This is a genomic window from Marinobacter litoralis (assembly GCF_016427555.1).
GTDB classification, from domain to species: domain Bacteria; phylum Pseudomonadota; class Gammaproteobacteria; order Pseudomonadales; family Oleiphilaceae; genus Marinobacter; species Marinobacter litoralis_A.
On sequence record NZ_JAELVS010000001.1, the window covers coordinates 481,857 to 507,676 of the forward strand.

At 56.8% G+C, this 25,820-nt stretch carries 15 protein-coding genes and 1 tRNA gene; 11 read left to right on the plus strand and 5 right to left on the minus strand.

Annotated elements, in window-relative coordinates:
- The first annotated feature begins 14 nt into the window (after positions 1–14).
- From glyQ to JAO79_RS02230, 5 genes are all read left to right on the plus strand, one after another.
- On the plus strand, positions 15–1,040 hold the full coding sequence (gene glyQ / locus JAO79_RS02210; RefSeq protein ID WP_199006602.1) for a glycine--tRNA ligase subunit alpha: 1,026 nt from the start codon (positions 15–17) through the stop codon (positions 1,038–1,040).
- Complete coding sequence (gene glyS / locus JAO79_RS02215; RefSeq protein WP_199005527.1) at positions 1,040–3,121, plus strand: glycine--tRNA ligase subunit beta; 2,082 nt, start codon at positions 1,040–1,042, stop codon at positions 3,119–3,121. The genes glyQ and glyS overlap by 1 nt, the downstream gene beginning before the upstream one ends.
- Before the next feature lie 88 nt (positions 3,122–3,209).
- Positions 3,210–3,286: transfer RNA gene (locus JAO79_RS02220), tRNA-Pro, on the plus strand.
- Positions 3,287–3,423: 137 nt separating this feature from the next.
- Positions 3,424–3,744 carry a nucleotide pyrophosphohydrolase gene (locus JAO79_RS02225; RefSeq protein WP_199005528.1) on the plus strand — a complete coding sequence of 107 codons (321 nt, stop codon included), beginning with the start codon at positions 3,424–3,426 and terminating at the stop codon, positions 3,742–3,744.
- Entirely contained in the window at positions 3,741–5,930 is a 2,190-nt protein-coding gene (locus JAO79_RS02230) for a DNA/RNA helicase domain-containing protein (protein ID WP_199005529.1), read from the plus strand. Before JAO79_RS02225 ends, JAO79_RS02230 begins: the two co-directional genes overlap by 4 nt.
- Before the next feature lie 22 nt (positions 5,931–5,952).
- On the opposite strand, the gene JAO79_RS02235 is transcribed toward JAO79_RS02230, so the two are convergent.
- Positions 5,953–6,615 (minus strand): phospholipase D-like domain-containing protein, encoded by a 663-nt coding sequence (locus tag JAO79_RS02235; RefSeq protein ID WP_199005530.1) that lies wholly within the window; start codon positions 6,613–6,615, stop codon positions 5,953–5,955.
- A gap of 246 nt (positions 6,616–6,861) precedes the next feature.
- Between JAO79_RS02235 and JAO79_RS02240 the strand changes: the two genes are divergently transcribed.
- The gene (locus JAO79_RS02240) at positions 6,862–7,233 is read left to right on the plus strand and encodes a VOC family protein (protein WP_199005531.1); all 372 of its coding nucleotides are present in this window, start codon (positions 6,862–6,864) and stop codon (positions 7,231–7,233) included.
- 63 nt (positions 7,234–7,296) lie between these two features.
- Here JAO79_RS02240 and JAO79_RS02245 read toward each other — a convergent pair whose 3' ends face one another.
- From JAO79_RS02245 to JAO79_RS02255, 3 genes are all read right to left on the minus strand, one after another.
- Positions 7,297–7,689, minus strand: a complete 393-nt coding sequence (locus JAO79_RS02245) for a globin domain-containing protein (protein ID WP_199005532.1) — start codon at positions 7,687–7,689, stop codon at positions 7,297–7,299.
- Positions 7,690–7,822: 133 nt separating this feature from the next.
- Entirely contained in the window at positions 7,823–10,078 is a 2,256-nt protein-coding gene (locus JAO79_RS02250) for an ATP-dependent DNA helicase (RefSeq protein ID WP_199005533.1), read from the minus strand.
- Positions 10,075–11,775 carry a VRR-NUC domain-containing protein gene (locus JAO79_RS02255; RefSeq protein ID WP_199005534.1) on the minus strand — a complete coding sequence of 567 codons (1,701 nt, stop codon included), beginning with the start codon at positions 11,773–11,775 and terminating at the stop codon, positions 10,075–10,077. Before JAO79_RS02255 ends, JAO79_RS02250 begins: the two co-directional genes overlap by 4 nt.
- A gap of 88 nt (positions 11,776–11,863) precedes the next feature.
- Here JAO79_RS02255 and recC point away from each other — a divergent pair, with 88 nt between their 5' ends.
- The 3 genes from recC to recD are packed head-to-tail and all read left to right on the plus strand — an operon-like array spanning position 11,864 to position 21,452.
- Entirely contained in the window at positions 11,864–15,457 is a 3,594-nt protein-coding gene (recC, locus tag JAO79_RS02260; protein WP_199005535.1) for an exodeoxyribonuclease V subunit gamma, read from the plus strand.
- Positions 15,454–19,179: an exodeoxyribonuclease V subunit beta gene (gene recB / locus JAO79_RS02265; protein ID WP_199005536.1), complete on the plus strand. Its 3,726-nt coding sequence runs from the start codon at positions 15,454–15,456 to the stop codon at positions 19,177–19,179. Before recC ends, recB begins: the two co-directional genes overlap by 4 nt.
- A complete protein-coding gene (recD, locus tag JAO79_RS02270; protein ID WP_199005537.1) occupies positions 19,176–21,452 on the plus strand; it encodes an exodeoxyribonuclease V subunit alpha in 2,277 nt (758 codons plus the stop codon). The genes recB and recD overlap by 4 nt, the downstream gene beginning before the upstream one ends.
- Before the next feature lie 97 nt (positions 21,453–21,549).
- On the opposite strand, the gene JAO79_RS02275 is transcribed toward recD, so the two are convergent.
- Positions 21,550–23,358: an ABCB family ABC transporter ATP-binding protein/permease gene (locus JAO79_RS02275; protein ID WP_199005538.1), complete on the minus strand. Its 1,809-nt coding sequence runs from the start codon at positions 23,356–23,358 to the stop codon at positions 21,550–21,552.
- Between the two features lie 185 nt (positions 23,359–23,543).
- On the opposite strand from JAO79_RS02275, the gene gabT reads away from it, so the two are divergent.
- Positions 23,544–24,821 carry a 4-aminobutyrate--2-oxoglutarate transaminase gene (gene gabT / locus JAO79_RS02280; RefSeq protein WP_199005539.1) on the plus strand — a complete coding sequence of 426 codons (1,278 nt, stop codon included), beginning with the start codon at positions 23,544–23,546 and terminating at the stop codon, positions 24,819–24,821.
- Positions 24,822–25,001: 180 nt separating this feature from the next.
- Positions 25,002–25,763: a VC0807 family protein gene (locus JAO79_RS02285; RefSeq protein WP_199005540.1), complete on the plus strand. Its 762-nt coding sequence runs from the start codon at positions 25,002–25,004 to the stop codon at positions 25,761–25,763.
- The last annotated feature ends 57 nt before the right edge of the window (positions 25,764–25,820 follow it).

Sequence of the window (25,820 nt, forward strand, 5' to 3'; positions counted from 1 at the left end):
AGCAGGCAATCGTCGTGACAGACAAGGCAACCAATAACTCCGCGCCAGACATCAAGACCTTTCAGGGTCTGATTCTGGCATTGCAGAATTTCTGGGCGCAGCATGGCTGCGTGATACTTCAGCCTCTCGATATGGAAGTCGGCGCCGGCACATTCCACTCGGCCACATTCCTGCGCTCCATCGGGCCCGAGACCTGGAACGCCGCCTACGTGCAGCCCAGCCGCCGCCCAACCGACGGTCGTTACGGTGAAAACCCGAACCGCCTGCAGCATTACTACCAGTTCCAGGTGGTTCTGAAGCCGTCTCCAGACAACATTCAGGAACTGTACCTGGATTCGTTGCGTGCTTTGGGCCTGGACCCTCTGGTACACGACATCCGCTTTGTAGAAGACAACTGGGAATCCCCGACCTTGGGCGCTTGGGGCTTGGGCTGGGAAATCTGGCTGAACGGTATGGAAGTTACCCAGTTCACCTACTTCCAGCAGGTGGGTGGTCTGGAATGCTACCCGGTTACCGGTGAGCTGACCTACGGCCTTGAGCGCATTGCCATGTACCTGCAAGGCGTCGACAGCGTTTACGATCTGGTGTGGACCAACGGCCCGGATGGCGTAGTCACCTACGGCGATGTGTTCCACCAGAACGAAGTGGAACAGTCCACCTACAACTTCGAGCAGGCCGATACCGAATTCCTGTTCCACAGCTTCGACGTGTACGAGCGGGAAAGTGCCCGCCTGATCGAAGCCGGCCTGCCACTGCCTGCTTACGAGCAGGTACTCAAGGCCTCTCACACCTTCAACCTGTTGGATGCTCGTCACGCCATCTCTGTGACCGAGCGCCAGCGTTTCATCCTGCGTGTACGCACACTGGCCCGCTCCGTGGCTCAGGCTTATTTTGAAAGCCGCCGCAAGCAAGGCTTCCCATTGGCACCCGAAGCGCTCCGCAACGAAGTGCTGGCAGCGGCCGATGCGGCTGACGCCAAAGCCAAAAGCAAGAAGTCCGGAAAAGCGAAAAAGGCACAGCAGGAACAGGGGAAAGCATAATGGCTACACAGGATTTTCTAGTCGAACTGGGCACCGAGGAACTGCCTCCGAAAGCCCTCAAAGGCCTGTCTGACGCCTTTACTCAAGGCATTACCAAAGGCCTCGAAGACGCGGGTGTTGCCTTTGGAGCCGTTGAAGCCTTCGCGGCGCCACGCCGTTTGGCGGTGCGCATTCGGGATCTGGCCGATGCCCAGCCTGACAAGTCTGTAGAAAAGCGTGGCCCTGCGGTTAAAGCCGCCTTTGATGATGCCGGCAACCCGACCCGCGCGCTGACCGGCTTCGCCACCTCATTGGGCATTACCCCCGACCAACTGGACACGCTGGAAACCGACAAAGGCGCCTGGCTGGTATTCCGCACCGTCGAAAAAGGTAAGCCCACCGTTGAGCTGCTGCCTGAACTGATCAACCAGTCACTGTCTGCTTTGCCCATTCCCAAGCGAATGCGTTGGGGTGCCCACCGCACAGAATTCGTGCGCCCGGTCCACTGGCTGATCATGCTGTACGGCAACAACGTGATCGACACCCCGATCATGAACCTGAAGCCCGGCAACAAAACCCGTGGCCACCGCTTCCATTGCCCGAAAGAGCTGATCATCCCGACCCCGGCCGACTACGAAACCGTGCTCAAGCAAGAAGGTTTCGTACTGGCCGATTTCGCCGAGCGTCGTGAACAGATTCGGGCTGGCGTGAACGCACTGGCTAAGAACGAAGCCGGCGGCGTTGCCGTTATTGACGAAGAGCTTCTGGACGAAGTCACCGCCCTGAACGAATGGCCGGTGCCCTTGATGGGCCGCTTCGACGAGCGCTTCCTGAAAGTCCCAGCCGAAGCTCTGATCTCCTCCATGAAGGAACACCAGAAATACTTCCACGTGGTAGACGCCAACGACCAGATGATGCCGTTGTTCATCACCGTCGCCAACCTGGAAAGTAAAGACCCGGCTCAGGTGGTTGCCGGTAACGAGAAGGTCATCCGCCCGCGCCTGTCAGACGCGGCTTTCTTCTTCGAAACCGACTGCAAAACCAAGCTTGAAGATCGTATCGATGCACTCAAGCCCATCGTATTCCAGGAAAAACTGGGCAGCATCTACGACAAGTCTGTGCGCGTAGCCGCACTGGCCAAGAAAATCGCCGAAGCCATCGACAGTGACCCGGCTTTGGCCGAGCGCGCCGCCATGCTGGCCAAGACCGATCTGGTTACCGAAATGGTGCTGGAGTTCACCGAACTGCAAGGCATCATGGGCAGCTACTATGCCGCCGACGACGGCGAACACGCGGACGTAGCCAAAGCTCTGAACGAGCAGTACATGCCGCGCTTCGCCGGTGACGACCTGCCCACCACGCTAACCGGTTGCGCCGTTGCCATCGCTGACCGTATCGATTCACTGGTCGGTCTGTTCGGCATCAACCAGCCGCCGTCCGGAACCCGTGACCCGTTTGCCCTGCGCCGTGCTTCCCTCGGTGTGCTGCGCATCATCATCGAGCGCGAACTGCCGCTAGACTTGCAGACCCTGTGCGAGTGGGCGGAAGAGAACTTCACGGTACTGACCGAAGAGAACACCGCCAGCACCGTGGTGAACTACATGCTCGAGCGCTTCCGGGCCTTCTACGACGAGCAGGGCATCAGTGCCGAAGTCTATCTGGCCGTGCACGCACGTCGCCCGACCTGCCCACTGGACTTCAACCGCCGCGTGAAGGCCGTTGAAGCCTTCCGCCAACTGCCAGAAGCTCTGGCTTTGGCCGGTGCCAACAAGCGGGTATCGAACATCCTGACCAAGCAGGGCGGCGACAGCATCGGCGAAACCGTCGATACCGCATTGCTGCAGGATGAGCCCGAGAAGGTTCTGGCCCAGAAGGTTGACGAGCAAGCAGAGAAAGTATTGCCGTTGTTCGAGCAAGGCGACTACGCCACCGCTCTGACTTCCTTGGCAAGTCTGCGCGAGCCTGTGGATAACTTCTTCGACGAAGTGATGGTGATGGCGGATGATGAAGCGGTTAAAAACAACCGTTTGGCGCTGCTCAACCGTCTTCGCAATCTGTTCCTGCGCGTTGCGGATATTTCCCTGCTACCCACCGCCGGGTAAACAGGCTAACGCGCAGTTTTAAGTAGGTATTTCCCCAGGGAAGGGGCTAGCAAAATGGCCGGTAATCCGTATAATACCGGCCGTTGATCGGCGTGTGGCGCAGCTTGGTAGCGCACTTCGTTCGGGACGAAGGGGTCGCAGGTTCGAATCCTGCCACGCCGACCATTTTCCCGCTTTTCTGTTGTTTTTCTCCCTCGTTGTTAACACTCCATAGCCCTTTTCGGGTTAGCATTTCTGTATCTTTCGTAAGTCTGCTAATGTTCTGGCAATTATCTTTAACCAGAATAGAAGGGAGGACGTTTATGAAGGATGCACTGGCCCGACTACGTCAATTCCGTGACGACAGAGATTGGAAACAATTCCATAACCCAAAAGATTTATCGCTGGCTCTTAGCATTGAAGCTTCAGAGTTGTTGGAACTGTTTCTGTGGAAATCTCCCGAACAAGCCAATGTAGAAAAAGTGAAAGAGGAATTGGCAGATGTTGTCGCCTATGCCTTATTACTGGCCGACAGCTACGATCTGAACCTCGAACAAATCGTTCTCGACAAAATTGCCAAGAACGAACAGAAGTACCCCGTTAGTAAGGCCAGAGGAACAGCCAAAAAATACACGGAGCTATGAGTCAATCGTCGATGGTAGAAGTACAGCGCTTCCCTTTTAGCAAGGATGCGATAAGCGAGTTACGTAACAACGCTTTTGCAGCGGATAGCTGGCCCTTGGTGTACGTCCTAAGTGATGAGAAACACCGACGTGCTTACATCGGCGAAACCACAGACACGCTCACCCGTATGAGCACCCACCTCAAACACGACGAAAAACAACTGCTAACGGCTGTCCACCTGATTACCAGCGAGTACTTCAACAAATCGGCTACGCTGGACGTTGAATCCCTGCTCATTAAATACATGGCGGCAGATGGTAAATACACTTTGCTGAACGGCAATCTCGGGCTTGCCGATCACAACTATTACCAGCGTGACGCCCTCTACAACGACGTATTCCGGGAAGTTTGGAACCGCTTGATCGCCAAAGGGGTGGTATCCCGTACTCTGGATCACCTCGATAATTCTGATGTATTCAAATATTCCCCCTATAAATCGCTGTCCTTCGATCAGCGCCAGGGGCTACTTACCATCATGCATGAATTACTCAACCCAGGTGTAAAAAACATCGTGGTTGAAGGCGGCGCGGGAACCGGGAAATCGGTCTTGGCGATCTTTATGTTCAAACTGCTCCTTTCAGAAAGCCATCACGTGGATCTTCGAGACTTTTCTGAAGACGAAGCAGAGATACAGTCTTTACTGACCAAATTACGAGAAAATACTCCCAAGCCCAAAATGGCACTGGTGGTGCCGATGACTTCCTTTCGCGCCACATTGAAGAAGGCCTTCAAAAACGTCTCAGGCCTTAGCCCCAGTATGGTGATCAGCCCATCTGAGCTCGCAAAACAGCACTACGACATCGTGTTAGTGGACGAATCTCATCGCTTGCGAAAGCGTAAAAACCTTGGTGCCTACTTTGGTAGTTTTGACAAAACCTGTGCTGCATTGGGTATGGACAAACACAGCTGCAGCGAAGTTGATTGGGTATGCCAGCAATCCGACAAATCCATTTTCTTCTACGACCAAGGGCAATCGATCAAGCCTTCAGATGCCGATACGGACGTTTTTCTGAATCTTAAAGCCGCCAAAGATTCAGTCACACACCCCCTCCTGTCACAGTTCCGAGTAAAAGCCGGTCAACCCTACGTCGAGTTTGTTGATAACCTGCTCAACGGACGTGTTGAAGAAGAGGAAGTCTTCCGAGCCAAAAACTATGAATTCGAGGTGTTCGAATCACTTGGCGATATGGTGCAGACCATCAACGAAAAAGAAACTCAGGTCGGACTATCCCGGTTAATTGCCGGCTATTCCTGGCCCTGGATCTCGAAAAAGGACAGCTCAGCGTATGACATAGTTGTTGATGGCGTTCAGCTTCGCTGGAACAGCACCAACACCGACTGGATAAACAAGGAAGGCTCTCATAACGAAGTCGGCTGCATTCACACCACGCAAGGCTACGACCTTAACTACGCCGGCATCATATTCGGGGAAGAGATTCGTTTCGATACCGAGAGCCAGTCCATCGTCATCGATAAGAGCAACTATTTTGACCGGACTGGCGGGCAGGGTATTAAAGATCCGGAAGAACTGAAGCAATACATCATCAATATCTACCGAACCATCATGCTCCGGGGAATTAGGGGCACCTTCGTTTATGCCTGTGATAAGGCGCTTCGGGAATACCTCAAGCAACACATTCCTCTGCGCGCTCCCAGCCAAGTAGAAAACCGGACACCCGAAGTGGTGGATCTCAAGCCCTATGTCAATGCAGTGCCCTTGTTCGATCTACAAGCGGCTGCAGGCACGTTCAGTGACTTACAGGATACACAGTACAAAGACTGGGTAGCCCTACCCAGCGGCATTCCAGTACGGGAGGGGATGTTTGCCTGCCGAGTGATCGGAGAGTCAATGAATCGAGTTATCCCCAATGGCACTTTGTGCCTGTTCCGTCCCGATAGAGGTGGCAGCCGGAATGGCAAAACGGTGTTGGTGGAATGCACAGATAGCATCGATGCTGACTTCGGTTCGCGCTACACGGTGAAAGTGTACGAAAGCTTTAAAACCGAAGACGAACACGGCTGGCTCCATAAGCGCATTCAACTTAAGCCCAACTCGTACGATCAAAACTTCGAAACTCTTGAACTGAACGAAGAAAATGCGCTTCAGTATCGAGTAGTGGGTGAATTTGTGTGCGTAATCGAGTAACCACGCGTTGTCTAAAACGCGCCTACAACAAATGCTCAATCGGCAAAAACGAAAACACCGAAACCATCATCCGTTTAAGTACCCCAACACCTGGATCGTGGCTGTGTCGTACCTCTTCATCGCCATTGCGTTCTATCCACTGTAAATCGCCGTCTTCGTCCAGCACCACCTCGTAGGCGGTTACCCGGGCCTGTTCTTCAAAGTGGTTTTCCATCAGTTGAGTCAGTTCCGGGCTTTCTATCACAAACCCTAATTCCGTGTTGATGTGAACGGAACGAGGGTCGAAGTTGAACGAGCCCACAAACAACCGTTCTCCGTCCACCTTGCGCAACTCGAACAGCTGCACCCCGGCTTTGGTGGGGATGAAGTAGGGCGACACCAGTGTGATCGAGTGTTCGGGATTGCCCATGGCCTGCGCCAATTGGCGGCTCATTAAGCCTTTCTCGGACTTTTCGCCGAGCACTTTCGCGGGGTCGTCGCTGACCATAGACACCGGCGACCAGACGAACTCAAGATCGCCCGCGAGAAGATTTTTCAGAAATTCGGATTCAGCCACCGGGCCAATAGCGAGCACATCCAGATCCGCAAACAACGCGCCCGAGCCCGCGCCGAAATATTCATCGGCGATATTGCGCCCGCCGACAATCGCCGCCTGGTTGTCGGCATTGAAGGATTTATTGTGCATCCGGTGATTCAGGCGCGAGAAGCTGGTGAGGTTTGTTGCGCGGGAAGGGATTGGCTTTCAGGGCGGTCGCTCAACGGAGGCAGGGCGCACCCGCTTAGCGCAATACAGGTTGCAATCAACACCACAACACCCGGACAAAACCGCCTGAACCGGTAAATCAATGCATACACTCCTTCTGATTAATGGGTTAGTGTAGCAGTTAGAAGCAATGCTATACCCAACCGAAAACCCAAGCGGAGATTCATGATGATCGGATACGTTACTCTGGGCGTCAGCGATATGGAGAAAGCCAAGCAGTTCTACAGCGATCTGCTGGGAGACATGGGCGCAAAAGTGCTGCTGGATATGGGCCGCATTGCGTTTATCGGCAAAGATCTGAGCACGCCCATGCTGGCGGTCTGCACACCGTTCAACGGTGAACCGAACAACCCGGGCAACGGCAACATGCTGGCGCTGCAACCGGGCTCGAAAGAAGCCGTAGACAGCTACTACAAGAAAGCCATTGAATTGGGTGCCACCTGCGACGGTGAGCCGGGGCAGCGCATCCCGAATCAGTTCTACGGGGCGTACGTGCGCGATCCCGACGGCAACAAGCTGGCGTTCTTCCAGTTCGGCTGATCGATAAAAAACCCTGCAGCGGTTAACTGCAGGGTTTTTAAACGTTTGCCAATCCAAAGCGCCTCAGTAGGCCCCTCGAATCAAATCAATACCTGGCTTCAATACCTCTTTCCAGGCTTGCCGCAGTTCCGGGCCATATTCCGGATCGTGCATGCGCACCGTTTTCAGCAGTGCTTCTTCCCATAGGTCATACCATTCCGGCTGGATGTCGTAGTTGTGGCGGTTGTGACTCTCGCCCAGATCCCGCAATTTACGGTCAGACATACCACGGGCCACCAGAATGATCTGCATCACGCCGTGCCGAAGCAGGTGGCGTTGGGCCGCCATATCGGTATCGGCAAAACGCTTACGGATAGCCTCTGAACTGGCCATGAAGAAATCGTAAAAATCGACAAAAAACTGTTCGGTTCGACAACAGCGGCCATAGCTCTGGAAAACAAGATCCGTGTTATTCATCTGCAGTGTCTGCCTTGGGGATAAGTGAAGGACGCGTGAGAAGCTGACGAATTGTAAGCATGCAACCTAAATTTTCAATAGCGGGATAGCGAAACTCCGGACTTATTTCAAAGAGTTACAAAACAAAACAAGATTAACGGGGTGCCGGGAACCACCAACCCGGCAGCAACCGATTGACCGATGGTTTCAGGAATCGGTCGTCTATGAGCCAGATCACCCCTTGGTCTTTCGGTGTTCGTATGACCCGGCCGGCTGCTTGGGCGACTTTCTGCAAGCCGGGAATCAGATAGGTGTACTCGTAACCGCTGCCGAAGCGCTGTTGCAGCCGGGTTTTCAGGATTTCGTGCCAGGCATCAAAGGGCGGCAGCCCCAGAGTGGCGACGAAGGCACCGATCAGCTGATCCCCGGGCAGATCAATGCCTTCACTGAACACGCCACCCATGACGGCAAATGCCACACTGCCATTCGGCTTCTGGAATTCAGCCAGAAACCCGCGCCGCTGCTCCGGGCTCATGCCCGGCTGCTGGCTGCGCTGGGGGACATCCGGCGCGTGTTCCGCCAAGGCATTACTGGCTTCGTTGGCGTACTTGAAGCTGCTGAAGAACGCCAGATAATGGCCCGGGCGTTGCCGGAACTGGTTGGCGATTATCTCTGCGATAGGTTCCAGCGATGCGTCTCTATGAACCTGGCGAGTACTGATGCCCGGAGTAAAGTTCACCGTCAGTTGGTTGGCACTGAACGGGCTCGGCAGGGAGGTAAACCGCGTTTGTTCCGGCATGCCCAGCAGATCCCGGAAATACACGCCGGGGCTTAAAGTGGCGGAGAACAACAGAACTGAGTGGGCTGCAGCAAAGCGATCACGGAGGAAGTCGGCCGGAATCAGGTTCTGTAACGTCAAACTGGCCCGCCCGCGACCGCTGCGCTGAAATTCGCACAGCGAATGATCGCCGAAACTGTCCGCCAGCTTCATGAAGGCTACGCTTTCAAAAAGCACCTCTTGTAACGCCAGATCCGGCGGGTTGTCGGCGAGGTAATCGGTGATCGTTGATACCATCGCCTGCAAAGCGCCCAGTAACGGTGAGGGCAGGGTGGTCAGAAACACTGGCTGGCTCTGCTCGCCGTGATCACGAATCAAACTTTGCCAGGCCCGGGCCGTTCGGTCCAACGCCGACTTCAGCGGTTTCGGCGCGGTTTTCTTAACTTTCAGCAAACGCTGCTGATCCAGCCGTACCGAGTACATGCCGCGGCCACGGTCCACCAGATTATGGGCTTCGTCTACCAGCACACTGGCTTTCCAATTGTTTTGGCGAATCAAACCGTGCAGCAGGGCAGACTGGTCGAACATCCGGTTTACATCGCCAATCACCAGATCGCTCCAGCGGGCCATTTCCTGTGCAAGAAAATACGGACAAATGTCGTGACCTGCAGCGATTTGCTGCAAAATATCTTGAGTTAGCGGTCTTTTGCTTTGAACGGCTTCGGCCCGAGCATCTGGCAACCGGTCGAAAAAGCCTTTTGCCAACGGGCAGGAGTCGCCGTGGCAGGCTTTGTCCGGGTGTTCACAGGCGTCGTCTTTCGACACCAATTCCAGAGTCCGCAGCGGCCAGGGTTGCAGTGGGTCCTGGCCCGAATGCAACTTATCCACAGCATCCAGCGCCAATTGCCGAGCCGTGTTGCGGCAAGTCAGATAGAACAGCCGATCCTGCCCAGCCGCAGGCATCGCCATCAAGGCCGGGAACATGGTGCCCAAGGTTTTACCCAACCCGGTGGGTGCCTCCAGCAACAGCGTTTCACCTTTCGCGGCATTCTTATACACGGTTTCCGCCAGCTGCCGCTGGCGCGGGCGAAAGTCCGGGAACGGGAACTTCAACCCGGCCAAGAGGGCGTTGCGCTGTTCCCGATGATGTTCTTCCTGCTCGGCCCAGGCTTTATAAATTGAACACAAGGCTTCCAGCTCTTGCCACAACTCATCCGCACTGGCGGTTTCCACCTGAGTGGTTTCTTTGCTTTTGCCGATGTCGAAATAGACCAGCGCCAGCTTCAGTTTCTTGCGCTTTTCCTGTTTGCACAGCAGTGCACCGTAGGCCCGCAGCTGTGCTCGATGCAGCGCCCGTTGATGCTCCCGAATTCGGGACACATCCCCCCGGTGGGTTTTGATTTCTTCCAACCGGCCGTTGTGTGGATTATAACCGTCCGCTCTTCCAGAAAGCTCTAAACCAAAGCATTTACCGGTAAGTGAGTATTCGCTCTTGTAGCCGTAGCCGCGGTTATCCTGAATCGCCTGGTGGCCCGCGATGCCTTCCTCCGCGCTAGGCGCCGGGGTGTAGCGGAAGTCCAGATCTCCGTGGCGGGCGGCAAACTCGCACAGGGTTCGCACGGCTACTTTCATGAATGATTCCCGGTGTCTTGCCATCGCACATAGCACACACTGGCGGGGATACCGTGCTGGTCAAAAAAGGCGAGCCAGCGGCGCTGGTGATCCTGCAACCGGTCCCCGGGGCCTTTCACTTCGATCATTTCATACCGGTGCTCGGGTGCTTCCGCGTTGGGGATAAAACGGATCAAATCGGGGAAGCCGCTGCGGTGCTCCTTTATGTTGGTCAGCAACCGTTCAAACAGCTTTCTGAGATGCTGCGCCGGTATGCAATCCATAGCTAATGCCAGTAATTCGTCGGTGACCACCGGCCATGCGACAAACGGATTCGCAATGCCCTGTTTCGCATTGAAGGTTTCAACGATTCGCGGGCGATAGGCCTCGGTGTCCAGCAGGGCAAAGCACTGATTAAAGTCGGCGTGCCGACGGGCGACAAAATCTTCCCGGGTCAGATCCGCCGGGCCGATGTGGAAGGGGTGAAAGAAGGCACCCGCGATGGGTTTGAAGATCACCGGCCAGCACAGCAAACCGAACAGGGCATTGATCAGGGTGTTTTCCACATAGAACACCGGAGCACTTTCGGTACCGAGATACGCCACAGCCGCGTGTTCGACCGAGCCGGTATCGGGTTTCGGCAGGGTAACGGTGAACTCCCGAATCAACGGTTTGGGCGGCGCCTGTGGTTTCGGCTCGCCCACTTTCGGTGCCAGCCGTTTCAGAATGCGCTCCAGCCCCTGGGCCTCGGCATCGCTCAATTCTCCATTCTGCCACTGACTGGCAATGTCCCACGCTTCCTCAAACCGCTTCAATCGCTCCAGCAATCGTAACTGCTTGAGCCTGGCTTCCCGATGCCCACTGGCGGCCCACGCCTGCAATGCCAGTTCAGGGTTGCCTTGCCGCTCAGCCTGTCGGCCCAGCTCCAAGAGCAGACGATTCCGGCGGCTGGTGAGCCACGAGTTATCCACAGGGGCGGGAATATCCGCCCACACTTCGTCAGCCGCTTCGCCTTCGTCCAAACGCTCCCGGCACTGGTGCATCTGCAGGTAACTGTCTACTTCGGCTCTGTGCTGGAAGGCCCGGGATTCGGGGGTAAAAGGCACGGCTTCAAATTGCTGTACGCCCAGCTCCACCAGCACGAAATCGGTCCAGCTTTGGCGCAGGTTGCCGAAGAACATCAGGCGAATACGATCAAACAACGCCATGCCCTGAACTCGCACGACTTGCGGCACCGGCTGGTCGAACCACCGGTTAAGGCTTTTCGGTTCCGGCTCGGTATCGGCCAGTGCTTCTCTTAATCGAGCTTTGGGCAGGTTTTTGGGCAAACCGTTTTCCGCCAACCAGTCCCCGTACAACAGCCGCAGTTCCGCCAGCGTAAACAACCGGAACACCTCGTCCAAGCCGAGCAATGGGGCAGGATCCAGCCATTGCTGTGCGATCAGCTCGGCTACGGCCTCGGTTTCTGGCTGTGGCAGCTCCGGGTAGTTCAACTTATCCACACGAAACAATTCGCCCGTACGCATAATCATTCGGGTCAACAAGCCTCGGGCTGCGATGGGCAGCTGGCGAAAGTTTTTCAGCCGCGCACGTTCGCCTTCGGTCAGCAGGTCGCCGTGGTGTTCGGCCACCCAATCAACCAAGGTGTTCATGTTTTCCAGGTAATACAGCGGGTTCTCGAGATCCGCTGTTTTTGGATACGACCGCACTTGTCGCATTAAAGGGATATCCTGCCTGACGAAACCAACTCGGGTTTGGGGTAACCTGTCACCCTGACCCATTTTCCGGAATCAAGATAACACTGGTATGCCTGACACCAACAGTATTGAACCCGGCTTTCACGCCATTCACGCCAACCATCTGGAAGATCTTCGCCGGGCGGTGGTGTACATCTGCCGGCAAAATCAGCTCCAGCCTCTGGAGAGCGAAACCTTTCTGGTCCAGAGTAACGGTATTGCCCAGTGGCTGAAGCTGGCACTGGCAGAAAAACGCACCGTGGATGGCATGGAAGGCGGGCTGGGCATCGCTGCCGGCATGGATTTTCTGTTCCCGGCCCGGTTTATCTGGCAAGCCTACCGGGCGGTGTTACCGGCAGGCGAAGTGCCGGAGCAATCGCCCTTTGATAAAAGCCGGTTGGTCTGGCGGTTGTACCGGCTGCTGCCTGAGCTGGTAGGGCAGGACGATGCGTTCACGCCGCTGGCTCGATTTCTGGATGGCAGCGATACCGACCTGCGTAATTTCCAGCTGGCGGAGAAGGTGGCGGATCTGTTTGACCAGTATCAGGTGTTTCGCGCCGACTGGCTGGCCGCCTGGGAGCAGGGCAGGGATGTTCTGATTACCCCTCGGGGTGAAGAGAAGGCTCTGTCGCCGGAAACCTTGTGGCAACCTCTGCTGTGGCGCAAACTGGTCGAGGACGTTGGCGAAGCCGCCGGCACCAGCCGTTCACACATCCACACCCGTTTTATGGAGCAGGGCCAGCGCATCACCACGCCGGCCGACCCCGGCCGCTTACCCAAACGGATCGTGGTGTTTGGCGTGTCTTCGTTACCTCGGCAAGCACTGGAAGCTTTATACGTACTCAGCCGCTTCAGCCAGGTGGTGTTGTGTGTGCATAACCCCAGTCAGTTTTACTGGGCCGACATCATCAGCGACCGTGAATTGCTCCGGGCCAACCGCAAGCGCGGCCTGGCGCACCCGGTGCTGTCCCGGATTGATGACAAGGATCAACTGCACCAGCACGCCAACCCGCTGCTGGCGGCCTGGGGTAAGCAAGGCCGCGACTACATCCGCTTGCTGGACGAATTCGACAACCCGGACGAGTATCGCAGCAGTTTCCAGACCCCGGACCAGAAGATCGACATCTTCTCGGAACACGGCAACGGCGAAACGCCCAACTTGCTCCATCAGCTGCAGAATGACATCTACAACCTGACCCCGCTGCAGGAAATCCGCGAGCAATCCCGAGAGCTGGACCTGACCCGGGATTATTCCATCGCGTTTCACGAGGCCCACGGCCCACAGCGAGAAGTGGAAATACTGCACGACCAATTACTGGCGGCCTTCAATGCCGACCCGGACCTTCGGCCCCGCGATGTCATCGTGATGGTGCCCGATATCAACGTCTACGCCCCCCACATTCAGGCGGTGTTCGGCCGCTATCAGCCTGGGCGCAAACGCCACATTCCGTTCACCATTTCCGACCAGGGCCAGCGCCACCATGAACCGGTGCTGATTGCTCTGGAAACCCTGATGTCGTTGCCTCGCAGCCGGTTCGGCGTGAGTGAGATCATCAGTCTGCTGGAAGTCCCCGGCATCCGGGACCGCTTCGGCATCACCGAAGATGACATTCCGTTGGCGCGACAATGGGTGGAAGGCGCCAACATCCGCTGGGGCCTGCACGGCCAGCACCGGGAAAGTCTCGATCTACCGGCAGAGCTGGACCGCAACACCTGGCAATCCGGCTTAAGGTCCATGCTGCTGGGCTACGGCATGGGCGACGACGATCCCTGGGCGGGGGTGGAACCCTACGGCGAGGTCGGCGGCTTGCAAGCAGACTTGGCCGGCCGGCTGAGCGAGTTCGTACATCAACTGGAAACCTTATGGCAGGCGCTGCAATCCCAACGCACCCCCGAGCAATGGGAAACATTGTTTTCAGGCGTGCTGGAGCAGTTTTTCGACAAGGTGGAAGGCAGTGATCTGTTGCTGCTTAACCGCTTCCGGCGGCATCTGGAGCAATGGCTGGACAACGCTCTGGCCGCCGGGCTGAGCAATCAACCGCTGCCGCTCAACATCGTGAAGGATGTATTGCTGTCCGGTCTGGACGAAGGCGGTCTGAACCAGCGTTTTCTGGCGGGCAAGGTCAACTTTGCCACGCTGATGCCGATGCGGGCCATTCCCTTCCGCAAGGTGTGCCTGCTGGGCATGAACGACGGTGATTACCCCCGCTCCCGACCGCCGGTGGATTTCGATCTGATGGCGCAGGATTACCGGCCCGGGGACCGTTCCCGCCGGGAGGACGACCGCTACCTGTTTCTTGAAGCCTTGCTGTCGGCCCGCGAGCAGCTGTACATCAGCTGGGTAGGGCGCAGTATCAAAGACGACTCCGAACGGCCACCCTCGGTATTGGTGGCCCAGCTTCAGGATCATCTCGACAGCCTGTGGACAGTAGCAGGGCAGCCGGATAAGAAGGTAACGAAAGCGCTCACTACCCAACATCCGTTGCAGCCGTTCAGCCGCGATTATTTTCCAAAAGCTAATGGGGCAGAGAACAGCCCGGAAGAGGCCGCCAAGCCACTGGCGGAGGTACTGCAAAACCGAAGCCTGTTCACCTATGAGCGGGAATGGCGCAGCGCCCATGGCGTAGCAGCCGGCGAACAGGTGCACACGCCGTTGCCGTACCAGGCCCCGGAAGAACCCATCAGCCTGAATGATCTGGCCGGCTTTCTGAAAAAGCCCATCGAGACCTTCTACCAAAGGCGTCTGCAAGTGCGCTTTGAAGAGGTGGAAGACGACGATACCGATAACGAAAACTTCGACCTGAACGGGCTGGAACGCTGGCGGCTGGATAACGAGCTGATTCAGCGGAGTCTGCTCAAAGCCAGTACCGAAGAGGAACTGCACGAGCGTTTGGACACCACTCTGGACCGAATGGCCCGGCGCGGCGATCTGGGTATGGGTGTCACCGAACACCGCCTGCGCAGCGAATTGTCCGGGCGTTTGCCTAACCTGTTCGGACGCTACCAAAGCGCGCTCGCAGAATGGCCCGAAGCGGTCGCTGAACCCCTGGCCTTTAACTATACGTTTGCGCACACCGCCGGTGCCGTGGAAGTCGCAGACCTGATTGATAACCTGCGCCGCAATAATAACGGTGAGCTGTGCCGGCTGGTGGTCGCCAGTTCCGGATTGCTGACCGGCTCCGGCTACAGCAAAAAAGTGCGCTACGCCAACCTGATGCGAGACTGGCTGATTCATCTGGCCGGGCAACTCTGTGGCCAGCCGTTTACCACGCTGATCCTGGGTAAGGAGGAAGACCGCAAGTTCACCTTCGCGCCCATGGCCATCGCCACGGCCAAACAACACTTCGATACTGTGCTGAATCGTTGGATGGAGGCCAGCACCCGGGCCCTGCCTATTCACTGCGACGCCGGCTTCGCCTGGATCACCAGTTATTACGGCAACAAGAAGTACCTGGGCAATCACGAACGCGCCATTGAGGAAGCCGAGAACGCCTATACCACTGCGTTGAGCAGAGACACCGGATACCTGCCCGGCGCCTTCGAAACCCCGGATGCACTCCTGGCCAGTGGGGAGTTTGAAGCGCTTCTGCACGACTTGTATGTACCCCTGTGGGAAGCAGAGCAGGGCAAGTCAGCGGCTGAACAGATTGAGAGCATGGAATGACTGAGCAAACGAACAACCGAAACCCCAATCTCGACCCGTTGGCACTGCCGCTGAACGGCAGCGCGCTGATTGAAGCCAGTGCCGGTACCGGCAAAACCTTCACCATCGCCATTTTGTATGTGCGTTTGGTGCTGGGCCACGGTCAGAGCGAACACAGCCCGTTGCAGGATCTGTTGCCCCCGAATCTGCTGGTGGTCACCTTTACCGAAGCCGCCACCAAGGAACTTCGGGACCGTATCCGCACCCGGCTGACCCAGGCCGCCGAGGTGTTTTCCGAGCACGCCGCCGACCTTGAGCCTTCGCCGGAAACAGCACTTATCCACAAGCTGAGGGACGACAGCTACCCGGACCCGGCCAGCTGGCCCGACTGCCGGAAAAAACTGCTACTCGCTGCGGAATGGATGGACGAGGCGGCCGTCTCCACCATTCACGGCTTCTGCAACCGCATGTTGAGCGAGCACGCCTTCGACAGTGGCAGCCTGTTCAAGCTCACGCTGGAAACCGACCAGAGCGAACTCCTGGATGAAGTCGCCCGGGATTACTGGCGCACGTTTGTTTACCCGCTGCCGCCGGCGCTGATGGATGAAGCCCTGAGTCACTGGAAAACCCCCACCGATCTTCGCGCTGCCGTACGTAATCTGATCACGGACCCAGAAAGCCTGGGCACTCCGCCTGAGAATGTGCATAACGCCATTGAACAGGCGGTCAGCGAGAGAGAAAAGCAGTCAAACACGCTGAAAGGCTACGACTGGGCCAGATGGCAAAGCGAAGTCACCGACCTGCTGAACGATCTCAACAAGAGCAAACGGCTGCACGGTGGCAGCAAGAACGCCATGCTGAAAGTGTGGGACACCCTGGTAGCCTGGGCCGGCTCCAACGACTTGCTGCCGGAAAAACTGGATTCCGCCGCGGGCTTCAAGAACCAGACCCCCGAAGGGCTGGATAACATCCTGAAAGGCGATGACCCGGCACCGCATCACCCGGCGTTCGACGCCATTGAAGAACTGATCGAATTCGGCCAGAACCAACCCAGTGCGAAATCCGACATCCTGCGCCACGCCAGCCACTGGATTGCGCAGCGGCTGGAAGAGGAAAAACAGAAACGCTCGGAAATGGGCTTCGACGACCTGCTGACCCGGCTCGACGATGCCTTGCACGGTCCAAGGGGAGAGCAACTCGCCGCCACCATTCGCCGCCAGTTTCCGGTGGCGCTGATTGACGAATTTCAGGACACCGACCCGGTACAGTACCGGATTTTCGACCGCATCTACCGGGTTGAGGATAATCATCCGGATACCTGCCTGTTGATGATCGGTGACCCGAAACAGGCCATTTATGGCTTCCGGGGCGCGGATATTTACACCTATCTGCAAGCCCGTCTGGGAGTACAGGACCGCACCTATACCTTGGGGACAAACTTCCGTTCGGCGAAAACCATGGTGTCTGCGGTTAACCGGGTGTTCGAATACAGCGACCAGAACAGCCGCGACGGAGCCTTCCTGTTTGGTCAGGGTGATACCTCACCGCTGCCGTTCCAAGGAGTTGCCGCCAACGGCACCAAACGGGTGTGGTCGGTAGACGAAGAGCCACAACCGAGCCTGCTGTTCTGGACCCAGGAGTCCGGTGAAGCCAATAAAGACGGCAGCCCGAAAGCCATTACAAAGGGTGCCGCCACGGCCGACATCGCCGAAACCTGCGCCAGCGAAATCGCGCGTCTGCTCACTCTGGGGCAGGCAGGAAAAGCGGGCTTCGTGTTGCCCGACAACCCCGGCGATCTGGAGCCGGTCAGCCCGCAAGACATTGCCGTACTGGTCAACAACCGCAATGAAGCCGCCGCCGTGCGCGATGCCTTGGGCCGCCGGCGCATCAAAAGTGTGTACCTGTCTGACCGGGGCTCGGTACTGACCTCGCCGGAAGCGAAAGAAATGTTGTCCTGGTTGCGGGCCTTTGCCGAACCCCGGCAACTGGCGTACATCCGGGCTGCGCTGGCCACGCCGACACTGGGCCAGTCCTGGCAAGCGTTGAATCAGCTGCTCACGGACGAACTGGCGTTAGAGCATGAAATAGAGCGCTTTATAAGTTATCAACAACAGTGGCACCGCCAAGGCGTGCTGCCCATGCTGCGCAGCTTCCTGATGGATTTCGAGGTACCGGGGCGCTTACTGCAACGGCCTGATGGCGAGCGCCGGTTGACCGACATTCTGCACATTGCCGAACTGCTGCAACAAGACAGTCTGCAGCTGGACGGCGAACACGCACTGGTGCACCACTTCACCCAGATCCTGCGCGCCGCCGATGACGAAGACGAACACCGCACCCTGCGCCTGGAAAGCGATGCCGCTCTGGTGAAAGTGATTACCGTGCATAAATCCAAAGGCCTGGAATATCCTTTAGTGTTCCTGCCGTTCGGCACCGCCTTTCGGGCCCAGAGCGAAAAGCAGTCGTTTGTCAGCTACCACGACGCCGACAACAAACTGATCACCGTATTCGACCCCAGTGCCGACGACGTTGCCAGAGCCGACCGGGAACGCCTGGGCGAAGACATTCGTAAAATCTACGTGGCGCTGACCCGGGCAAGGTTCGCTACCTGGGTAGGCGCCGCAGCTCTTGATAACTGGCAACAAAGCGGACTGGGGTATCTGATTTCCGGCAGCGGTGCCGACAGCATTAGCCAGTGTCTTAACCTGCTGGGCGAAGGCCGGCCGGAGATCACCGTAGAACCTCTTCCGGAACCGGAAGACACCCTCTATACAGAGCGAGCTCCCGAAGCTCTCGGTCCGGCGCTGGTGTCTAACCGGGAAGCCAAAGAAGACTGGTGGATTGCCAGCTATTCGTCGATTGAATACACCGGCATGGCCGGCACCGGCGTGGTGTTCACCGGCGAAATCGAAGACGCCGAAACCCAGAATCTGCTGGAAGAAAGTGCTCACAATAGTGAGACTGAGCAGAGCGCTACCGAAACACCCGCCCGCAACCATCACCACTTCCCGAAAGGCGCCGGCCCCGGCACTTTCCTGCACGAAGTATTGGAGTGGTGCACCCACCACGGTTTCCAGTGGGTTGTGGATAACCCCGAACAACTGCACGAGCAACTGATCCGGCGTTGCAGTACCCGCGGTTGGAGCGATTGGGTAGACCCTCTTCAGAACTGGATCCTGGCCCTGATCACCCGGCCCATTAACCTGCAACGCTCGGGCGAGGCACAGGTGAGTCTGGCCGAGCTAACCAGCCTGCGCCCGGAGCTGGAATTCTGGTTCGAAAGCTGCAACGTAAACGTACAAACACTCGACCAGTTGGTGAAAGCGCACACTCTGAACGGGGCCGACCGCCCTCAGGCTCAGGCCAACACCTTTAATGGCATGATCAAAGGCTTCATTGATCTGGTGTTCGAACACAACGGGCAGTATTACGTGCTGGACTACAAATCCAATACCTTGGGAGAGGACGACAGCGCCTATACCGATCAAGCCATGGGAGACGCCATTCTGGATAAACGTTACGACCTGCAATACGTGCTCTATCTGCTGGCCTTGCACCGTTTGTTGAAAGATCGTGTCGCCGGTTACGACTACGACAAGCACATCGGCGGCGCCGTGTATCTGTTCCTGCGCGGGGTTAACTCGTCCAGCGGAGGCGCGTTCACCGACAAACCACCAAAAGCATTGATCGAGCAACTGGATGCTTTGTTTAATGGCGACACCGCAGGGGAGGTGGCCGCATGAGCCGTATCCGTAACCATGACCAGCAAATAACCATGGACCTGGGTGACGACACCACCGTCGAACCGATAAATCCCGCTGTGGATAACTCCCGATTGTTAGCCCATGTGGATAACGTCGATGCCCTGCTTGAACACTGGCAGCAGGCAGAATGGATTCGGCCGCTGGATCTGGGCTTTGCTCGCCTGCTTCGGGATTTGTCCGAAGAGCAGGGTGAATCACTGCCGCCGCTGGTGTTCCTGCTAGCGGCACTGATTTCTCACCAAGTCGGCCGCGGCCATGTCTGTATAGATCTGGCCACGCTGCTGGCCGACGCCGATGCCACCTTGTCGTTGCCGCCGGAAGAACCGTCAGCCGCGGCTAAGGCTCTTGTGGATAACTCGATTTCAGCTGAACAGTCAGAATTGCAGCACCTGAAACCGGCGGATCTGCTGGCCCGAATCACGCTAGCGGATTGTCTGTCGGCCTTAGCTCAGTCTGTCGCAGTCAGTGACGGTGCCCGAATAACCCCGCTGGTTCTGACCGACGGCCGCCTCTACCTGCGCCGGCTGTGGCGTTATGAACAGAGAATCGCCGAGGGCATTGAACAACGATTAGCGTTGCCATCGCCCGTGGCGGAACCCGGTTCGCCGGCTGCAAACACTCTGTCGCAGGCTTTGAACACGCTGTTTAAACCCAGCGAAGACATCGATTATCAAAAACTAGCGTGTGCCTTGGCGGCTCGCAGCCGCTTTTCGGTGATCACCGGTGGCCCGGGAACGGGCAAAACCACCACCGTGGTGAAATTGCTTGCGGCACTGCAAGCCATCGCAGGTGAATCCCCGGAGCGGGCAGGGCGTAAATACCGCATTCGCCTTGCGGCACCAACCGGTAAAGCCGCTGCACGCCTGAACGAATCCATTGCTGGTGCCGTCAGCAACTTACCCTTAACGGAACTGCCCGGTGGCTTGCAGCAGGATGATATCCCTACCAAAGTCACCACCTTACATCGCCTGTTGGGTAGCCGGCCGGACTCGCGAAAATTCCGCCATCACCAGGACAACCCGCTGATGGTGGATATTCTGGTGATCGATGAGGCATCCATGGTGGATGTTGATCTCATGGCTTCGGTATTCGATGCTCTGCCCGCTCAGGCCCAACTGATTCTGTTGGGCGACAAAGACCAGCTGGCCTCGGTGGATGCCGGCGCGGTATTGGGCGAGTTGTGCCAGCGCGCCTACGAGGGCCATTACACCCCAGACACCTCGGACTGGCTGGCGGCCATCACCGGCACGCCGTTGCCTGAATCCTTGATCGACACCAAGGGGCACGCCTTGGACCAGGCCGTGGCGATGCTGCGCAAGAGTTACCGTTTCGAGGAAAGCAGCGGCATTCGGGCGTTATCCGAAGCGGTCAACAACAGTACTGTGGATAACTCCATGCGTCAGCGTATGTGGAAAACCGGATTCGATGACGTGATCTGGCTCAACGGCAACACGCCAAAGCCAGACCCGGACACCACCCTGCTGCAGATTTGCCAGCATGCCATTACCGGAACACCGGAGGCGTTTCGCAATGGCGGGCACGGCAGGGTTGTGGATAAAACCGAACTGGCGGCCCCGGTCGGTTATCACCATTACTTGACCATGATGAATAGCCACCCACTCACCGCCGACAGCCCTCGGGCCGATTGGGACGCACTGGCGTTGCAGGTGTTGAACGCCTTCAACGACTTCCAGATTCTGTGCGCCTTGCGCCGGGGTCCTTGGGGTGTGGAAGGTTTGAATGAACGGGTGGAAGAGCATTTGCGTGCACACCATCTGATCAAGGAGCAACACCCTTGGTACCACGGCCGCCCGGTGCTGATCACCGGTAATGACTACAACCTCGGCCTGATGAACGGCGATATCGGGATTACCTTCAGGGTCACTTGGGATAAAGATGCCAACGGCCGGCCCATAGAGAGCAGGCTGGTGGCGTTCCCGAGCGGCGATGGCACGCAAGGCATTCGCTGGATTGCGCCCAGCCGTTTGCAGCAGTTGGAAACGGTGTACGCCATGACTGTGCATAAGTCTCAGGGGTCGGAGTTTATCCACACCTGTCTGGTGTTGCCGGACCGGCTCAGCCCGGTGATGACCAAAGAACTGGTGTATACCGGGATCACCCGGGCCCGGCATTGGTTCAGCCTGATCACCGGCGATGCTCAGGTGCTCAGCGAAGCGGTTAATCAGCGGGTGGTTCGCGCGTCAGGGTTGGCGCTTCGGCTTGTGGATAACGAGTCTACGGAGCGCCAGTGAGCGGGAGGCCCCGCCAAAACTGTGCGGAGCCATGGATGGCGGAGCTCAAGCGCCACAGGGATGTGCCGAAGGAGCGTGTTTTGGCGGGGCCTCCCGTTCACTGGCTCGATTGGGCGTTGTCGTCACTTCTGTGTTGCTGCTCCCATAAGTTAGCGTAGTAGCCACCCTGCGCTAACAACTCGTTATGGCTGCCGCTCTCGACAATTTGGCCGCTATCCATCACCAGAATGGTGTTGGCATCCCGCACCGTTGAAAGCCTGTGGGCAATCACCAGGGTTGTGCGTTGCTGGCTGACTTCTTTCAACGCGCTCAATATGGCTTGCTCAGACAACGAATCCAGTGACGATGTGGCTTCATCCAGAATCAGAAGGGGCGGGTTTTTCAGAATCACCCGGGCAATGGCCACCCGTTGTTTTTCCCCACCGGACAACTTGAGCCCCCGTTCGCCCACCTTGGTGTTGTAACCTTCCGGCAGGCTGTGGATAAAGTTATCCAGATGCGCCATACGCGCAGCCCGGTGTACTTCTTCCTCGCTTGCATCGGGTCGGCCATAGGCCAGGTTCCGGTACAGGGTATCGTTAAACAACACGGTATCCTGCGGCACCACGCCTATAACCGAGCGTAAACTGTCCTGGGTGACCTGCCGAATATCCTGGCCATCAATGGTAATACGGCCTTTATCCACATCGTAGAACCGGAACAACAATCGGGCGAGGGTAGACTTGCCAGCTCCGCTGGCCCCCACCACCGCCACGGTATGGCCAGCCGGAATAGATAAGTTTACGTCCTGAAGGATGGGCCGATCCGGCCGATAGGCAAAGTGAATCTGCTCGAACCGGACGTCGGAGTTATCCACAACCAGATCTTTCGCGCCTGGTGCATCCTGAATCGCCGGTTTATCCCCAAGCAGTTTGAACAAACGCTCGACATTCACCAAGGCCTGCCGGATTTCCCGATACACAAACCCCAACGCATTCAGTGGAATGAACAGCTGCAGCAAATAGGCGTTTACCATGGTGAAATCGCCCAGGGTAATCTCGCCGCTGGCTACCTCACGTACCGCCATCGTCATAATGACAATCAGTGCGACACTAATGATTAACGCCTGCCCGGTATTCAGCGCTGCCAGCGACAACCGGTTTTTCAGCCGCGCCTGCTCCCAGTTATCCAGATCCTGATCGTAGAGCTGCGCCTCATAACGCTCGTTGTTGAAGTATTTAACCGTTTCGTAGTTCAGCAAGCTGTCGATAGCCCGCGAGTTAGACTCGTTGTCCCGGGCGTTGGCTTCACGCACAAAGCGGGTACGCCATTCGGTTATTTTGATGGAATACACCACGTACACCACCACCGCGAACAGGATCGCGAACACATAGCTGGCGTTAAACACCACCAATAAGATGCCCGCCACCATCAGAATTTCCAGCAAGGTGGGAACGATGTTGAACAAGGTGAAACGGAGCAAGAAACTGATGCCGTTGGTACCGCGCTCAATGTCCCGCGCCAGACCGCCGGTTTTGCGATCAAGGTGAAACCCCAGCTCGCGCTGATGCAGGTGTTCAAATACCCGCAGAGATACCCGCCGCATGGCTCGCTCGGCCACTCGGGCGAACACCGCGTCCCGCAGCTCGCTGAACAGCGTGCTGCCAAAGCGCAGGCCTCCGTAGGCCAGCACCAGGAGTACCGGTATCCACAGCAGCATATCTGCCGCTTGGGTCTGATCCAGATAATCCACAATGTATTTCAGAGCCACCGGAGTCGCTACTGTGGCCAGTTTCGCCAACACCAATAAACAGAGTGCCAGAGCAACCCGGCCCCGGTATTCGGCCAGATACGGCCACAGCCCGGCAATGAGTTTCCAGTCGGGTTTGTGGTCGGCTGGGTAATCGTTATCGGCGTAAGCGCGCACAAGGCATCCTTAAGTTCAGAACGGGAGCGGTGTTTCGCTGTGGATAAAGTTATTCAGATACCGCCAGAGTGTACTTCAGAACGCAGACCCGTGCCCGTCGCTCCATGTGGTCGGTTTGTTAACTGGCAGCGTAGTTCCTACACTGAAGTGAGACATTCATAACGTTGAAGCAGGGGGATACACACGTGAGTAATCAGGAACTGCAAAAACTTAAAGAGCGTTACGTGGCCGCAGGAGCCGCTAGCCCCAATGAACAGTTTGCCGATCATGCGTTGAACGCCGAATTATGGGATGCCGACGGCAAACGGATGATCGATTTCGCCGGGGGCATTGGCGTGCTCAACATTGGCCATCGCCACCCGAAAGTGGTCGATGCCGTCAAAGCACAGCTCGATAAACTGATGCACACCTGCCAGACCGTTATGCCTTATGAAGGCTACGTCAAAGTGGCGCAGAAACTCAGTGAGGTGACCCCCGTTCGAGGCCACGCAAAAGTGATGCTTGCCAACTCCGGCGCTGAAGCGTTGGAGAATGCCGTCAAGATTGCCCGCGCAGCCACCGGCAAATCCAACGTCATCTGCTTCGATGGCGGTTATCACGGGCGCACCTTTTTCACCATGGCCATGAACGGCAAGGCTGCTCCGTATCAAACGTCGTTCGGCCCCATGCCGGGCTTGGTCTACCGGGCACCTTACCCGGTTCCTTACCACGGCGTTTCCGAGGAAGACGCGCTGCGTGGCCTGATGATGACCGTGAAGGCCGACTCACCTGCGCAGGATACCGCCGCCATCGTGCTTGAGCCGGTATTAGGGGAGGGCGGTTTCTACGCCGCCCCGGCGAGTTTTCTGAAAGCCTTGCGGCAATTCTGCGACGACAACGACATTCTTTTGATTGTCGATGAAGTGCAAAGTGGATTTGGCCGCACAGGCAAACTGTTCGCGATTGAACACAGTGGCGTTGAGCCCGACATCATGACCATGGCCAAATCCATGGCCGATGGTATGCCCATTTCCGCGGTGGTTGGCACCGATAAAGTGATGGATGCCTCCGGGCCCAACTCGTTGGGCGGCACTTACACCGGAAGCCCTACGGCCTGCGCTGCGGCTTTGGCGGTGTTCGATGTTATCGAGGAAGACGACATTCTGGGTAAAAGCCAACGGTTGGGGGAAACCTTGAAGAAGCGGTTCGAGCAGTGGCAAAGCCGGTTTGCCCACGTTGATAACGTCCGCAACCTTGGCCCCATGGCAGCCTTTGAGTTGGTGGAAAGCAAAGACTCACGCAAGCCATTGCCCGAGCTTGCCGCATCGATCACCAAGAAAGCCAAGGAGAAAGGCCTGATCCTGCTCAGTTGCGGTATGTTCGGCAACACCTTGCGCTTTTTGATGCCGGTTACCATTGAGGACGAGGTATTGGCCGAAGGCCTGAACATCGTTGAGGAATGCCTCGAAGAAACCGGCGCCTGAGCGAACCCGCATGGCCCCATAGCGCCGGGTGATCACCCGGCGTTTTTTTTCGCCCCAAAACCGGCCAGAGCACTCACCAGGGCGGTTACCCTGGCCTTTCAATTCGTCGTATACTGCCGAAGCCCTGTGCGGCTGTAGCTACGTTTTATCTTTTGTTGACTTATTTATCAGGCGGTAATCATGACCTCCCCGAATTCCCAGAGCATTCCTGAGCACCAACCACGCCCGTGGATTGATCTTCTGGTCAGCATTGTTATCCCTTCAGTCATTCTGATGAAGTTCAGCGGTGACGAACATCTGGGCAGCGTGAACGCATTGATCATCGGTTTGGCGTTTCCTCTGGGCTGGGGCCTGTTTGAGCTGATCCGTTATCGCAAGAAAAACTTTATCGCGCTCCTCGGGCTGATCAGTGTCGCTTTGACAGGCGGCATCGGTTTGCTGGAACTGGATGCTGGCTGGTTGGCCATTAAGGAAGCGGCGGTACCGGCGGTGATTGGCCTGGCGGTGTTGATCTCAACCCGCACCAAGTACCCATTGGTGCGAACGCTGCTCTATAACCCCAATGTGCTGGATGTGGATAAGATTCACCAATCCCTCGAAGAACGGGGCAGTGTGGAGGAGTTCGAAAATCGCTTGTTGAAGGCCAGCTACTTTTTCGCCGGGACCTTTTTGTTCTCATCCATAATGAACTACGTGCTGGCCAAATGGATTGTGGTAAGCCCAGCCGGAACGCAAGCGTTTAATGAAGAACTAGGGCGCATGACCTTGGTCAGTTATCCGATGATTGCCATTCCCTCCATGGTGATGATGATGCTGATTTTCTGGTACCTGTGGCGCACCATTCGACGCCTGACCGGGCACACCCTGGAAGAAGTTATGTCTCCGCACTTGATTGAAAAAGAGAAAGAAAAAGAGCGGAAGAGGGCGCAGTCCTCCAAGTAATTCGGCTTCGGTTTTCCGGGTAATAAAAAACGCTGGCTCCATTCGGAGACCAGCGTT